The organism is Aeromonas enteropelogenes (assembly GCF_000819845.1).
Lineage (GTDB): Bacteria > Pseudomonadota > Gammaproteobacteria > Enterobacterales > Aeromonadaceae > Aeromonas > Aeromonas enteropelogenes.
Genome location: NZ_CDCG01000037.1, coordinates 262255 through 275727, shown reverse-complemented (window position 1 = coordinate 275727; position 13473 = coordinate 262255). Strand labels below are relative to the sequence as shown.

Genomic DNA, 13473 nt, shown 5'->3' with positions numbered 1-13473 from the left:
TTCTTTTCAGGGATAACGTTTTCCTGATTGTCACTTTTCAGGGTATACACCTACTGGTCTGAGCTGACAGGGGACAAGTGTTTCCATCTGTGTCTTGGCGGCCGATTCGGGAGCAAATGTTGTAAAATGACAACTTGCTCAGTGTCACCGTCCTGTCACCCGCATGGGCAAGAATGTTAGTTCATTCGTCGGCATCTGAAGGGTTTCGGGATGAAAAACAGTGGATGGGCGGGGCCCGGGCTGTTTCTGCTGGGGGCCAGCCTGCTGGTGATGCAGGCGCTGCCAACGCGCTTTTGGCCAGGCAATCAAGGCTGGCTAAGCGGAGAGCCACGGCTCGAAAGTGCGCTGACACTGGGCTGGCGGGAATGGCAGGATCAGCAAGTTGCCACCAGGCTGGCCAGCCGTCTCCTGGTTGTGGGGGAGAGGGGCGCTGGTACCGATAAACGAAATGCCCCCTTGCCCACAGATCGGCAAGAGTGAAGCAGGGTTTTAGCTCCCGGTGATTATCAATAATTGGTAAACAGTGCTTATCCATTTCACCTGATTGTTAACCTGAAAGCGTGGGCAGATAATGTACTCCAACGGCGTTATTCCTTGTGAATAGCGCCACCCGATACCTTGTTGGAGTGACTGTCATGTCCCTTGCCCCTGTCTGGTTTATCTCCCACGGCGCCCCGGATCTGGTGCTGCGGGATCGCCCTGCCACCCGTTTCCTGAGCACCCTGCGACTGGGGGAACTCAAGGGGCTGGTGGTCATCTCCGCCCACTGGTTCAGCCGCGAGCTGGAGCTCAACGTCGAGCCGGCTCCGGCCCTGATGTACGACTTCTACGGCTTCCCCGAGCCGCTCTACCATATGCGCTGGCCTGCCAGCAGCCCGGCCTGGCTGCAGCAGGCCGTGGGTGACGAGCTGGCGGTGGCCGGATGGCAGGTCAGTACCGTGCGGCGGGAGCTGGACCACGGGGTCTGGTCACCCATGTTGCTGATCGACCCGGACAGCGAGATCCCGTTGGCGCAGGTATCCATCCCCGTGAACTTCACCCCGGCGCAGCTGTGGCAGCTCGGGGAAGCGCTGGGCCGGCTGCGCGAGCAGGGGATCGGCATCCTTGCCTCCGGCGCCATCACCCACAACCTGAGGGCACTCGGACCGGATCACTCCCCCACGGCCCCCTGGGCCCGGGAGTTTGTCCGCTGGCTCGAGCAGATGATGGCGCAAGGGGACAAGCAGGCGCTGCTCGACTATCGCCGGCTGGCCCCCGGGGCGGTGGAGTCCCATCCCCACGACGATCACCTGCGTCCCCTGTTTGTGGCGCTGGGGGCCGCCAGGGGGGCGAGCCCTGTCCGGCTGCACGAAAGCTGGGATCTGGGCAGTCTCTATATGGGGGCCTACCGCTTCGACTAAGGTGTTCGCTGTGGGCATGAACGACAAGGCCCCGCCATTTGGCGAGGCCTTTGTTGTGCAATCCCGGTACCGGTAGTGCCAGTCAGGGCACGATCACCCGGCTTTCGCCGCCGCCGAGAGCCTCGACTCTCACCTGCACCCCGATCCGCTCCACCAGGGTCTGTACATGGGAGATGACCCCGATCTGGCGACCGGCGGCCTGCAGGGAGTCGAGGCTGGCCAGCGCCAGATCCAGGCTGTCCGGATCCAGGGTGCCGAACCCCTCGTCGATGAAGAGCGACTCGACCTGGGTCTGGCGCGACGACAGGCTGGAGAGGGCCAGCGCCAGGGCCAGTGACACCAGGAAGCTCTCGCCACCGGAGAGGGAGTCCACCGAGCGCACCTCGTCCCCCATGTCGAGATCCACCACCTGGAGCGCGAGATCGGTGCCGGGCACCCGCTCCAGCCGGTAGCGGGGCGACAGCTCGCCGAGCTGGGCGTTGGCCTCCAGCAAGAGGCGCTCGAGCGTGAGGCTCTGGGCGAAGGTACGGAACTTGGCACCGTTGGCCTGGCCAATGAGATCGCACAGTTGCTGCCAGTGATCCGCCACCGCCTGCTGGCTCGCCAACTCCTCTTGCAGGCTGCCCGCCTTGAGGGCGGCGGCCTCCGCCTGGGCAAGGGTGCTGCGGCACTCGAACAGCTGCTCGTCGAGGGTGCGACACTGGTTCTCCAGCGCTGCCAGCCGTTCGCCGAGTGCCTGCTCGGTGAGGGCGGCCAGCTCGGGGTGATGTTCCTGATAACGCTCCCGCTTGCTCTGCTCCTGTGCCAGCGCTCGTTGCCGTTCGGTGAGGCGGGTACGGGCCTCGGCCAGGGCATCGTCCAGTGACTGCAGGGCGGCGCGGCGGGCCTTGAGTTCTTCCTGGCCGATAGCCAGCAGACGGCGCAGATCATATTCGGCGATGCCGAGAGTAGTGGCGTGAGCGGCCCAGCGACCAAGTACCTCGCGTTTGCGGCGGCTGCTTACCTGCTTTTCCTGCTCCACATGGGCAAGGCGGGTCTTGAGCTCGGTCAGTCGCTCCCGCAGGGTGCGCCCGGCACCGGCTGCTTCGTCGAGCTGGCTGGCGGCCAGCTGCAACCGCGTCTGCCAGCGAGCCTCGACCTGGGGGATCCCTTCACCTTCCAGACAGGCTGCACGGCTCGCCAGCAATCCCTGACGCTGCTGTTCGTGCTCCTTATAGTCACGCTCCAGCTTGTGCAGCCGCTCGCGCTGGGTCTGCAGGCGGGCCTCCTGGGCACTCAGGGTCGGGGTCAGGCTGGCAATCTCGCCGGCCAGTCGCTCCCACTCGCTCTGGCCGTGCAGATAGGCCTCGCAGGTCTGCTGCCACTCGCGCCACTGCTGACTGCCGAGCCACTGGCGCCAGGGTTGGCCGCCCATCTGCTCGTCGAGCCGGTTGGCCCCCTGTTCGAGGCGCTGGCGCAGGGTGCTCTCCTGCTCGCCCATCGCCTTCACTTCCCCTTCCCAGGCGATGCGCTGGCGGTCGGCCTCCTGCCACTGCTGATAAAATTGTTGATGGCGGGTGGCCAGCTGGCTGAGTTGCTGGCGGATGCCCTGCAACTGCTGCTGCCCCTGCTGGGCCTGACGCAGGGTCTGCTGGCTCTGGGCCAGCCCCTGTTCCAGCGCCTGGCCACGACCGAGGAGGGTGTCCAGCAGGTGCTCCCATTCGGCAGGGCTCTGGCGCAGCGGCAAGGGGGGGCCGAGCAGCGCCTCCCCACCGAGTTGTTGCCAGTGCTGGGTCAGCTGCTCGGATCTCGCCGCCAGCTCGGGCAGATGCTGACGACGCACCGCGAGCTGGCGGGTCAGCTCCTGGCGCTCCCCTTCGCCCTGCATGTGCTGGTGGTTGAGCCGCTCCCACTCCAGCTCCAGGCTGCGAGCTCGCTCCGCCAGCTGACCCAGGATCCCTGCCACCTGAGGCTGACTCTGGCTGTAGGGGTGCTCCTCGGCGCCGCAAAGGGGGCAGGGGGTGCCATCGCTCAGCACGTGGCGATACTGCTCGAAGCTCGCCACGGCGCGGGCCTGCTCCAGGGCGTGGCGCGCCTCGTCACGTTGCACCGCCAGCCGCTCCAGGGCGGGGGCCAGCTCCTGGCCCTGGCTGGCGAGCCGGGTCAGCGCTTGTTCCAGCTGGGCTATCTCTTGTTGCAGGCGATCGTGCTGCTCGCCGTGGTTGCGGCCATAGTTGGCGAGATCCAGCAGCTGGCGCAGCTGGCCCAGCTGTTCTGTCTGCAATTGCCACTGCTCCTGCGCCTTGGCAAGGCGGCTCTCCCACTGCTCCTCCTGCAGATCGTCCTGCAATTTTTGCAGCCGCTCCTGCTCCTGGCGCCAGTAGTCACGCTCCTGCCGGCCTTGCTCCAGCTGGTGTTGCAACTGCTGCAGCGCACGCACCTTGTGCTCGCGCAGGGTCAGCAATTGCTGCAGCTTGTCGGCATCCTCGGCCCAATCCTGCATCGCGGTGAGCAGGGGTTGCCACTGGCGAGCCTGGGGAGCCAGCTCCCTGTGCTCCTCGAGCCAGGCGCCCCACTGCTGATACTGGCTCTTGAGGGCGGTTACCTGTTGGCTCAGCTCCTGCCAGCTCTGCTCCAGGGTGAGCTGCACCTCGCGCTCCAGGCTTCCCTCCTGCTGGATCTTCTGCAACTGCTGCTGTTTTTCCAGCAGCCGGGTGTCGAGCTCCTGCGCTCGCTTGAGCTCGGGTTGCAGGGCGCCCCACTCCCGCTCGGCAGCGATCTTGTCCGCCAGCAACTGCTGCTCATGGAGCGCATTTTGTCTGGCCTGTTCCTCGAGGCGGTCCAGCTCCGGCCCAAGCTCGGCGATCACCTTCTCCTGCTGCTGCACCTCCAGGGTGAGGCGCGCCAGCTCGTCGTGATCGGCGCGAGCCACCTGGGCCTGCTCGGCCCGGGTAAACTCCTCCCGCTCGGGAGCTGCGGCATCGTGAGCCTGCCGGGCGGCGGTCAGCGCCTCTTCCCCCTCGTGGCACCCCTGCAAATGGGCGGCGATGCGGCCATCCAGCTCCCGCAGATCCTGCATCAGCTGGCGCTGCTGTTGTTCGTGCTTGAGGGTGGTGGAGAGGGTGAGCTGGCGAGCGATCCACGCTTCACGGGTCGCCTCGTCCATCAGCGCCACGTCGCCGAGGCGCTGCGCGATGGCGGCGAGCTTCTGCTGTTCTTCCCGCGCCCGTTCATAGGTCTGGATGGAGATGGCGGAATAGAGCTCGGTGCCCGTCATCCGCTCTAGCAGGGCGGAGCGCTCGTTGGCATCGGATTTGAGGAAGGCGGCAAACTCCCCCTGGGGCAGGATCACCGCACGGCGAAACTGCTCCCAGGAGAGCCCCACCAGCTCGTCGATGCGCTCTTGCAATTCCCGCTTGCTGCCAGAGAAAACCTGGTCCGACTCGACGTCGGTCAGGCTGCGCTCCTGGGCCTGAAAGCGCCCCTCGGCCCGGTTGCGGGCCCGGCGTACCGCCCAGCGGGCCAGCCAGGTGCGGCCGTCACAGCCGCGAAACTGCACCTCGGCAAAGCCGCTGGCGTGGCCGCGGCTGAGGATGCCGCGCACGTCGTTGGCCTTGAGCTTCTCCTCGTCGTCCGCGCGGCCCACTTCGGCCACGTTCTTGCGGTTGGCGACAAAGCGCGGCATTTCGTCATAGAGCGCCAGACAGATGGCGTCGAGCAAGGTGCTCTTGCCGGCTCCCGTGTTGCCCGTGATGGCGAACAGTCCGGTGGCGCCGAGGGCCCCTTTGGTAAAGTCGATAGTGAAGGGGCCGGTCAAGCTGGCCAGATTTTCACCTGACAGGGATAAAATTTTCATGCGTCGGCCTCCTTCACCTGCTCCAGGATCTCTTCAAACGAGGCAACCAGCCCGACCTCGGGCTCACCTTCAAACTGGCGTTGATAACAGAGACGAAATACCTCGGTGGGGGAGAGTTCATCCAGCCTGCGCCGCTCACGGCCATCGGCCAGCCCCTGTCCCGACCCCTGATACTGGGTGTTGATACGGGCGAGGCGCACCGGCTTGCCCGCCAGCGCCGCCAGAATGCGCTCGCGGATACGGGCCTCGGGCTTGGGCAGCAGCAGTCGCACCTCAAGGAAGGGTTGCGCCTCCTGCGGGCGATCCGGCAACTCAAGCGCGTCGATGGCGGCCAGTGCCTCGTCAAGGGAGCCCAGTGGCAGGCGGATCATCTCGACGCTGCGGGGCACCGGGATGGCTTCTACCGCTGCGAGCTGGCCGGCTTCCAGTGTCACCTCAAGTACCTGATGGCGGTAGCCGGTCTCGGTCAGCGACAGGGGCAGCGGCGAGCCGCTGTAGTGAATGCCTTCAGCCAGGCGCTGGGCCAGATGCAGGTGGCCCAGCGCCGTGTAGTCGGCGCCGGTGAAGGTGTCGGCGGGCAGGGCGTGCTGGTTGCCACCAAGCACCCGTCGCTCTGACAATTCCGAGAGCTGGCCCGCCGCCAGATAGGCATGGCCCATGGCGATCAGGGCCTGATCCTGCTCGCAGCGCTTGCGCCCCTCGGCGAGCACTTCTGCATAAATCTGACGCACCCCCTCGATGAGTCTGTCCTGCCCCTCGGCCAGCGGTTCGACCCGCAGATCGCTGCTGCGCAGAAACGGCACGGCGGCGCACCAGGCGGCCACCTTGCCTTCGTTGTCATGCAGCGGCACCAGCAGGCGATCGGTCTCAAGCTGGCCATCCTTGTCCCGGCTGATGCTGCCCACCAGATGCAGATCGAAGGCTCGCAGCAGTTCGTGGGGGGCATCGAGCTTGGAAGGGGAGTCGTGGTTGCCCCCGATCAGCACCATGTCGAGGTTGGGCATCTCGGCCCGCAGCCGCGCCAGAAAGCGGTAGAGCTGCTGCCAGGCGCTGGCGGGGGGATTGGCGGTATCGAACAGATCGCCTGCGACCAGCAGGGCGTCTATCTGGCGTGCCTTGAGGGTGTCGGTCAGCCAGTCGAGGAAGGCATCGTGTTCAAAACGGCGGTCATGGCCATGGAGTTGATGGCCAAGATGCCAGTCGGCGGTATGGAGGATTTTCATGAGAAAGCAACCCGGATCCTGGGACGGTGCCAGCGGCACCCGATGGAGACAAGATGAGGATCCCCCTCGCTTTTTTCAAGGGAAACTGGGCACCAGCTTGGCGTCAGGCGGGTATGCAGCGCATCCGGTATTGCGGGTGGCCGGTAAAGGGATCGGACTCCTCGCCCTCGATCATGAAGCCGTGGCGGCGGTAGAAGCGCACCGCTGGCTCGTTTTCCACGAACACCCTGGCATAGAGCGAAGCCCCCTGGCGTTTGGCCTCCTGCAACAGGGCATGACCCACGCCGCGCCCTTGCCGATCGGGGCGTACGAACAGGGCCGCCAGGTAGTCATCCACCAGCGCGATAAAGCCAAGCAAGTCACCGCGCTCCTCAAACACCCAGATGCGGGCACGATCCAGATAGCGGGAACGCAACTCCTCCTGGGCCTGCCACCAGCAGGAGGCATCGACGAAATCGTGGGCCTGCAGGGAGGCCAGCAGCCAGATTTCGACGATCTCTTCCATGTCTTTCGGGCTACTCGGCCGCAACATGCTTTGATCCTTGTTAACAATTCAAACATTCGCAGTCTAGGGGAGTTTGCCGATCGAGTCGGGGGCGAACATGACTCCCTGTGACGTCGATCGTCCTTTATTTAGCGAGAATGATTGGCTGATCACAAAGCGCCTCTCTAGTACAATGCCCGCCGGACAATCTAGAGACCGAGGACGCCATGTGGTTTAAAAACCTGCAGATTTATCGCTTTACCCGCCCCTTTGACCTGACCGTGGATCAGCTGGAGACCCAGCTCGAGGCCTGCGCCTTTACCCCGTGCGGCAGTCAGGATATGTCCCGTTTCGGGTGGGTCAAGCCTCTTGGCAAATTCGGTTCCACCCTGACCCACAGCGCCTCCGGTCACATCCTCATCTGTGCCCGCAAGGAGGAGAAAATGCTGCCGGGTACCGTGGTCAAGGAGATGCTGGCGGAGAAGGTAGAGGCGATCGAGTTCGAGCAGGGGCGTGCCCTCAAGAAGAAAGAGAAGGAAGCGCTCAAGGAGGAGATCCTCCACACCCTGCTGCCGCGCGCCTTCAGCCGCACCAGCCAGACCTTCGCCTGGATCAACCCGGCCGACAACCTGATGGTGGTGGATGCGGGCTCCGCCAAGAAGGCGGACGATCTGCTGGCTCTCTTGCGCAAGTCTATTGGTTCACTGCCGGTGGTGCCGGTGGCCCTGAAGAACCCGCCCGAGATCACCATGACCGAGTGGCTGAACGAAGGTAATCTGCCGGCCTCCTTCACCCTGGAGGACGAAGCCGAGCTGCGCAGCGCCATGGAGCACGGCGGCATCATCCGCTGCAAGCAGCAGGATCTGATGACCGACGAGATCAAGAACCACCTGGCCAACGACAAGCTGGTGACCAAGCTGGCCCTCAACTGGGGCGAGACCATCAGCTTCGTGCTGGGGGACGATCTCTCCATCAAGCGCCTCAAGTTCAGCGAAGAGCTGCGAGAGCAGAATGACGACATCACCAGCGAGGATCCGGCAGCCCGTCTGGACGCCGATTTCGCCCTGGTGACCGCCGAGCTGGCCCAGTTCATCCCGGCGCTGTTTGCCGCCATGGGCGGGGAAGAGCAGTCCATCTGATGCACTCCTTGTCAGCAAGAACCGCCTGCGGGCGGTTTTTTTATGGCCGCATGAGTCGGCTCAATCTGTTGATAAATGAGTAAAATATTGATTTGGCTAGGTAACTTGAGTCATCAGCGCCAATCGTGACATAGTCGTCCTTCATGGTCATAAAACAGACAAGGAGAGTGTCATGTTGCGCAAACCCCTGGGGCTAGCCATCGCCCTTGCCCTGCTGGCCGGCTGTGCCAGCGAACCGGGCTTTCACTATGCTGCGCCACCCCAGACCCTGATCGCTCCGGAGGCGGCCAGCGGCTGGCAGGAGAAACAGGGTTGGCAGGGCCGTGACTTCATGGTGGCTGCCGCCAACCCGCTGGCGGTGGATGCGGGCTACCAGATCATCAAGGCGGGTGGCAGCGCCGTGGATGCTGCCATCGCGGTGCAACTGGTATTAACCCTGGTGGAGCCGCAATCCTCCGGCATCGGTGGCGGCTCCCTGCTGCTGGTGTGGGATGGGAGCCAGGTCAGCGCGGTGGATGGCCGGGAGACGGCCCCCGCTGCGGCCACGGATCAGCTGTTCATGAAAGATGGCCAGCCGATGGCCTTCTACGATGGCGTGGTGGGCGGCCGCTCAGTCGGAGCGCCCGGCACTGTGCGTGCCCTGGCGCTGGCCCACGAGCGTTATGGCAAGCTGCCCTGGGCAAGTCTGTTCACGCCGGCCATCACCCTGGCGGAGCAGGGGTTTGTGATAAGCCCGCGCCTGGTCACCCAGCTGGCAAAAGATCCCTATCTCGCCAAAGACCCACAGGCGCGCGCCTACTTCTACCAGCCTGATGGCAGCCCCAAGCCAGCGGGTACACGGCTGACCAACCCGGCGCTGGCCAAGGTACTGAAAACACTGGCAGATCAGGGGGCTGATGCCTTCTATCAGGGGCCGCTGGCCGATGCCATGGTGGCCAAGGTGCGCGGTCATGCCACCAATCCCGGAGTGCTCAGCGCCGCCGATCTGGCCAGCTACCGGGCCCGGGTGAGTGACGGCCTCTGCTTTGACTATCGCCAGAGCAAGGTGTGCGGCTTCCCGACCCCCTCGTCGGGTACCATCGCGCTTGGCCAGATCTTCGGCATGCTGGAGAGTCGCAATATGGCGGCCCTCAAACCCGTCACCACCCCGGCAGGGGAGCTTGCCGCCTCGGCTGACGCCATCCATCTCTACAGCGAGGCAGCGCGCCTCGCCTTCGCCGATCGCAACCGGTATGTGGCCGACAGTCGTTTCGTATCGGTACCGCTGGCCGGCCTGCTCGATAAAGGCTATCTGGCCGAGCGCGGGCGGCTTATCGGCGAGCGCTCCATGGGGATAGCTCAACCGGGCACGCCGCCGCAGGCGCTGGCCATGGGCCGCGATGCCACCCCCGAGCTGCCGTCGACCAGCCACATCTCCATCGTCGACCCGAGCGGCATGGCGATCTCTATGACCAGTTCCATCGAGGATGGCTTCGGCTCGCGCCAGATGGTCAACGGCTATCTGCTCAACAACCAGCTCACCGACTTCTCCTTCACCTCGGTGGATGCTGCCGGCCTGCCGGTGGCCAACCGGGTGGAGCCCGGCAAGCGGCCGCGCTCCTCCATGTCGCCCCTGCTGGTGTTTGACAAGGCAAGCGGCGAGCTGGAGATGAGCCTGGGCTCCCCGGGTGGTTCGGCCATCATCAACTACGTGGGCAAGACGCTGCTGGGGACCCAGGATTGGGGGCTCAATTTGCAGCAGGCGATCAATCTGCCCAACTTCGGCAGTCGCAACGGTCCTACCGAGCTGGAAGCGGGGCGCACCCCGGATGCCGTGGTCGAGGGGCTGAAGGCGAGGGGGCACGAGGTGGTGCTCAATGAGCAGACTTCTGGCCTGCAGGGGGTAGAGCGCAACAAAGAGGGATGGTTTGGCGCCGCCGATCCGCGCCGCGAGGGGATCGCCAAGGGGGAGTGAGGTGTTCCCATCGCAACCGTTCCATCACAACAAGGCCAGCATGATGCTGGCCTTGTTGTTGGTGCGTGACGGGCTCGAAGAATGCGTTACTGGATGCCTGGCAGCTCCACGTCGAAGATCAGGACAGAATTGCTCAGCGGGATTTTGCCGGTGATGTGATTGCTACGGGCCAGCTTGTTATCGGTCCCGGAAGAGGCGTCACTGGATGCCTAGCAGCTCCACGTCGAAAATGAGTACCGAGCCGGGCGGGATCTTGCCAGCCGCGCGATCGCCATAGGCCAGGTTGGCGGGAATGTAGAAGCGGGTCTTCTCACCTTCCACCATCAGCTGTACCCCTTCGGTCCAGCCCGGGATCACCTGGTTGAGGCCAAATTCGATGGGCTCGCCACGAGCTACCGAGCTGTCAAATACGGTGCCATCCAGCAGTTTGCCCTCGTAGTGCACCTTCACCTTGCTGGTGGCGGTGGGGTGAACCGTGCCGCTGCCCTTGGTGAGCACCTCATACTGCAGGCCGGAGGCGGTGGTGGTCACCAGCGGGTTTTCCTTGTTGCCGGCCAGGAACTCGGCGCCGATGCGCACGTTTTCCGCGGCCAGCTTCTTGTTGTTGCTGCTGGTGTAGAAGTAGTAGGCGACACCGGCAACCAGCAGCGCGATCAGGACGAATTTCATCGATTTTCCCTTGTGAGAACGAGAGCGGCATCTTATCCCAGCCGGGGCGTCAGGGCGAGTCGGGGCGGGGCAGGATGTGACAGAACAGGCAAATGAGAAGGGGGAGGAGCCAGGCTCCTCCCCCTCGTCTTCATGATGAGCGTTACTTGGCGGCCACCATCATCAGGGCGGGCAGGGCGAAGAAGAGACCTGCCACGTAACCCAGAGCCAGCAGCTTGTTCTCGCTGCCAACCCGGGCCAGCCACTCGGCGGCGCGCACCGGCAGGTCGCGCAGGGCCGGGATGCCGTAGATGAAGATGACGGCGAAGACATTGAACAGCACGTGAACCAGGGCGATGGTCAGGGCCAGCTGGGCACCGGCGCCGCTGATGGCAGTGGCAGCCAGCAGGGCCGTGATGGTGGTACCGATATTGGCGCCCAGGGTGAAGGGATAGAGCTGACGGGTGCTGAACACGCCGCCGCCGGCCAGCGGGATCATCAGGCTGGTGGTGGTGGAGGAGGACTGCACCATGATGGTCACCAGGGCACCGGAGGCGATGCCGCTCATGGGGCCACGGCCCAGCGCCTTGTGCAGCACCTCTTTGGCGCGGCCGACCAGCACCTGTTGCAATACCTTGCCCAGATAGGTCACGCAGCCCAGGATCAGCAGGATACCGATGATGATGGTGGCGATGGAGGCACCCTTGCCCGGCAGGAAGGCGACGGCGCTGTCGATCAGCTGCTGGGCCGGGGCGGTCAGCGGCTTCATGAAATCCATCCCCTTCATCGACATGTCGGCGGAACCGGTGAAGAAGGTGGCCAGGGTCTCGGCGCTCTTTTGCAACAGGCCGAACATCAGCTCCAGGGGCAGGAAGATGGCCACGGCCATGAGATTGAAGAAGTCATGGACGGTGGCGGCGGCGAAGGCGCGGCGAAACTCCGCCCGATCCCGGATATGACCCAGGGAGACGATGGTGTTGGTGATGGTGGTGCCGAGGTTGGCGCCCATGACCATGGGAATGGCCATGCTGATGGGCAGGCCGCCGGCCACCAGGCCGACGATGACGGAGGTCACTGTGCTGGAGGATTGCACCAGGGCAGTGGCCAGAATGCCGAGCAGCAGGGCGACGAAGGGGTTGTTGGCAAACGCGAAGATCTGGGCGGCACCCTCGGCACCGCCGGAGAAGCCTTTGAAACCATGAGAAACGGCGCCGACGGCGACCAGGATCAGATAGACCAGTACGATAACACTCATCCAGTTGAACAGGGCGCGGGTCGCGGTCTGCTGCGGCAAGGAGTCATTGTGTTGCATAAAGCCTCTTGGGACGGTCGTTCCGTCTTGGGTAGTTGATGACAGGCGCATTTAAGCAAGGCTCCATGACAGAAATATGACAAAGTGACACTTTTATGATGGTTTGATGACATGACCCCGTGCGCTGGTTGACCGCCCGGGGAGATCTTTTTTGGCGAAATCGGTCAGAAACTGTCGGCTCCTCTTCCTGGGCCTGATGATGAAGGGCTCCGTTCGTATTCGTGCTTGTGCTTGGCCACCAGCGTTATATGCTGGCTGCTGTTTCTTCCATCAAAGAGAGTGGTGCTGTCATGCGTGCATGGATACTGTTTGTTTCCCTGGGGTTGCTGTCTGCCGGCGTGCAGGCCGAGTGCAATCTCGAAAAAGCGGCCAAAAACGAAGCCCTCAACGCGACCCTGGGGGTCAAGGGACGCTGTGATACCGACAAGCTGGTGGAGCAGAAGACCAAGGACGCCAAGAAAGAAGTGAAAGAGGTGAAGAAGAACACCGCCGAGACGATCGACAACAAGACAGATGGCCTCAAGGAGACGCGCGACGATATCAAGCAGACCAGCAAGGACGTGAAGAAGGTGGTGAAGGATCCGGTCAAGTCGGCCGCCACCGCCGTGGTCAACAAGGGCTAAGTGGCTGGGAGTCGCCAGCGGTATGCCGTGTAGCGCAAGAAAGGGAGCCAATGGCTCCCTTTTTGTTTGGCAGGTCATCGGCGCGTTAAAAACTGACGGAGAAAGCGGGCTCAGAGGAGCCTAAAGAGCATAAAGGAGCTATCCGGTGCCAAGGCCGGGCCTGGGAGGGTACACTGCTGCGTCATGTTATTAGCAATGGTGAGTCTGTCATGAAGCACTCTGTCATAAAACATTGGTCCCTTCTCCTCCTGCCTCTGGCGCTGGCCTCCCTGCCGTCCCAGGCCAATCTTCTTTCCTCCGGTTGCAGCGCCAAGGATGTGGCGATAGGTTCCGCGGTCAACAGCGCGACCGGCGTCAACAGCCGCTGCTCGGCGGCCAGCACCAAGCAGCGGGTCGAGAATGCGGTAGAGAACCCGGGGGATTACGCCAAGCGCAAGGCGGCCGAGGCGACCGGGGTCGATGAAGCCTACAACAAGGCGCGCAACACCAAGCAGCGGGTCGAGAATGCGGTAGAGAACCCGGGGGATTACGCCAAGCGCAAGGCGGCCGAGGCGGCCGGGGTCGATGAAGCCTACAACAGGGCACGCAACACCAAACAACGGGTCGAGAATGCGGTAGAGAACCCGGGGGATTACGCCAAGCGCAAGGCGGCCGAGGCGACCGGGGTGGATGAGGCCTACCACAAGGCACGCAACGCCAAGGATCGGGTCGATAACGTGGTGGATGATCCGCTCAAGGCGGCGGGCAAGGCAGTGCTGCGCCACACGGGAACATACTGACGGATAAGAGGCCGGGGAGCGCCGTCACCCAGGCCAGCGCATTAAAAAGGGGAGCCAGTCGCTCCCCTTTTGCTAT

Annotated in this window: 10 protein-coding genes; 5 read left to right on the top strand and 5 right to left on the bottom strand. The window is 63.7% G+C overall.

The genetic code is table 11. The features are described from left to right. The first annotated feature begins 635 nt into the window (after window positions 1–635). Window positions 636–1400: a DODA-type extradiol aromatic ring-opening family dioxygenase gene (locus BN1123_RS14060; RefSeq protein WP_042027713.1), complete on the top strand. Its 765-nt coding sequence runs from the start codon at window positions 636–638 to the stop codon at window positions 1398–1400. Window positions 1401–1482: 82 nt separating this feature from the next. Here the strand turns inward: BN1123_RS14060 and BN1123_RS14055 are convergent, their stop codons facing one another. The 3 genes from BN1123_RS14055 to BN1123_RS14045 form a co-directional block, all read right to left on the bottom strand. After that, on the bottom strand, window positions 1483–5235 hold the full coding sequence (locus BN1123_RS14055; RefSeq protein ID WP_042027711.1) for an AAA family ATPase: 3753 nt from the start codon (window positions 5233–5235) through the stop codon (window positions 1483–1485). Further along, complete coding sequence (locus tag BN1123_RS14050; RefSeq protein WP_042027710.1) at window positions 5232–6458, bottom strand: exonuclease SbcCD subunit D C-terminal domain-containing protein; 1227 nt, start codon at window positions 6456–6458, stop codon at window positions 5232–5234. Before BN1123_RS14050 ends, BN1123_RS14055 begins: the two co-directional genes overlap by 4 nt. A 103-nt stretch (window positions 6459–6561) precedes the next feature. Next, the gene (locus BN1123_RS14045) at window positions 6562–6990 is read right to left on the bottom strand and encodes a GNAT family N-acetyltransferase (protein ID WP_026456882.1); all 429 of its coding nucleotides are present in this window, start codon (window positions 6988–6990) and stop codon (window positions 6562–6564) included. A gap of 179 nt (window positions 6991–7169) precedes the next feature. Between BN1123_RS14045 and rdgC the strand changes: the two genes are divergently transcribed. Next, complete coding sequence (gene rdgC, locus BN1123_RS14040) at window positions 7170–8081, top strand: recombination-associated protein RdgC (RefSeq protein WP_026456883.1); 912 nt, start codon at window positions 7170–7172, stop codon at window positions 8079–8081. Window positions 8082–8253: 172 nt separating this feature from the next. Beyond that, window positions 8254–10035 carry a gamma-glutamyltransferase family protein gene (locus BN1123_RS14035; protein ID WP_042027709.1) on the top strand — a complete coding sequence of 594 codons (1782 nt, stop codon included), beginning with the start codon at window positions 8254–8256 and terminating at the stop codon, window positions 10033–10035. Between the two features lie 198 nt (window positions 10036–10233). On the opposite strand, the gene BN1123_RS14030 is transcribed toward BN1123_RS14035, so the two are convergent. Together BN1123_RS14030 and BN1123_RS14025 are read right to left on the bottom strand one after the other, a co-directional pair. Then, entirely contained in the window at window positions 10234–10704 is a 471-nt protein-coding gene (locus tag BN1123_RS14030) for a BamJ family beta-barrel-assembly machinery protein (RefSeq protein WP_042027707.1), read from the bottom strand. A gap of 142 nt (window positions 10705–10846) precedes the next feature. Beyond that, entirely contained in the window at window positions 10847–11995 is a 1149-nt protein-coding gene (locus BN1123_RS14025; protein WP_042027705.1) for a sodium:phosphate symporter, read from the bottom strand. A gap of 290 nt (window positions 11996–12285) precedes the next feature. On the opposite strand from BN1123_RS14025, the gene BN1123_RS14020 reads away from it, so the two are divergent. Both BN1123_RS14020 and BN1123_RS14015 read left to right on the top strand, forming a co-directional pair. Next, entirely contained in the window at window positions 12286–12618 is a 333-nt protein-coding gene (locus tag BN1123_RS14020) for a hypothetical protein (protein WP_042027703.1), read from the top strand. Between the two features lie 209 nt (window positions 12619–12827). Further along, a complete protein-coding gene (locus BN1123_RS14015; RefSeq protein WP_042027701.1) occupies window positions 12828–13397 on the top strand; it encodes a hypothetical protein in 570 nt (189 codons plus the stop codon). Window positions 13398–13473 lie beyond the last annotated feature (76 nt).

Bases quoted from the DNA above. Each gene is read 5' to 3' on its own strand.
- BN1123_RS14060 (WP_042027713.1), top strand. From the start codon at position 636: ATGTCCCTTGCCCCTGTCTGGTTTATCTCCCACGGCGCCCCGGATCTG.
- BN1123_RS14055 (WP_042027711.1), bottom strand. From the start codon at position 5,235: ATGAAAATTTTATCCCTGTCAGGTGAAAATCTGGCCAGCTTGACCGGC.
- BN1123_RS14050 (WP_042027710.1), bottom strand. From the start codon at position 6,458: ATGAAAATCCTCCATACCGCCGACTGGCATCTTGGCCATCAACTCCAT.
- BN1123_RS14045 (WP_026456882.1), bottom strand. From the start codon at position 6,990: ATGTTGCGGCCGAGTAGCCCGAAAGACATGGAAGAGATCGTCGAAATC.
- rdgC (WP_026456883.1), top strand. From the start codon at position 7,170: ATGTGGTTTAAAAACCTGCAGATTTATCGCTTTACCCGCCCCTTTGAC.
- BN1123_RS14035 (WP_042027709.1), top strand. From the start codon at position 8,254: ATGTTGCGCAAACCCCTGGGGCTAGCCATCGCCCTTGCCCTGCTGGCC.
- BN1123_RS14030 (WP_042027707.1), bottom strand. From the start codon at position 10,704: ATGAAATTCGTCCTGATCGCGCTGCTGGTTGCCGGTGTCGCCTACTAC.
- BN1123_RS14025 (WP_042027705.1), bottom strand. From the start codon at position 11,995: ATGCAACACAATGACTCCTTGCCGCAGCAGACCGCGACCCGCGCCCTG.
- BN1123_RS14020 (WP_042027703.1), top strand. From the start codon at position 12,286: ATGCGTGCATGGATACTGTTTGTTTCCCTGGGGTTGCTGTCTGCCGGC.
- BN1123_RS14015 (WP_042027701.1), top strand. From the start codon at position 12,828: ATGAAGCACTCTGTCATAAAACATTGGTCCCTTCTCCTCCTGCCTCTG.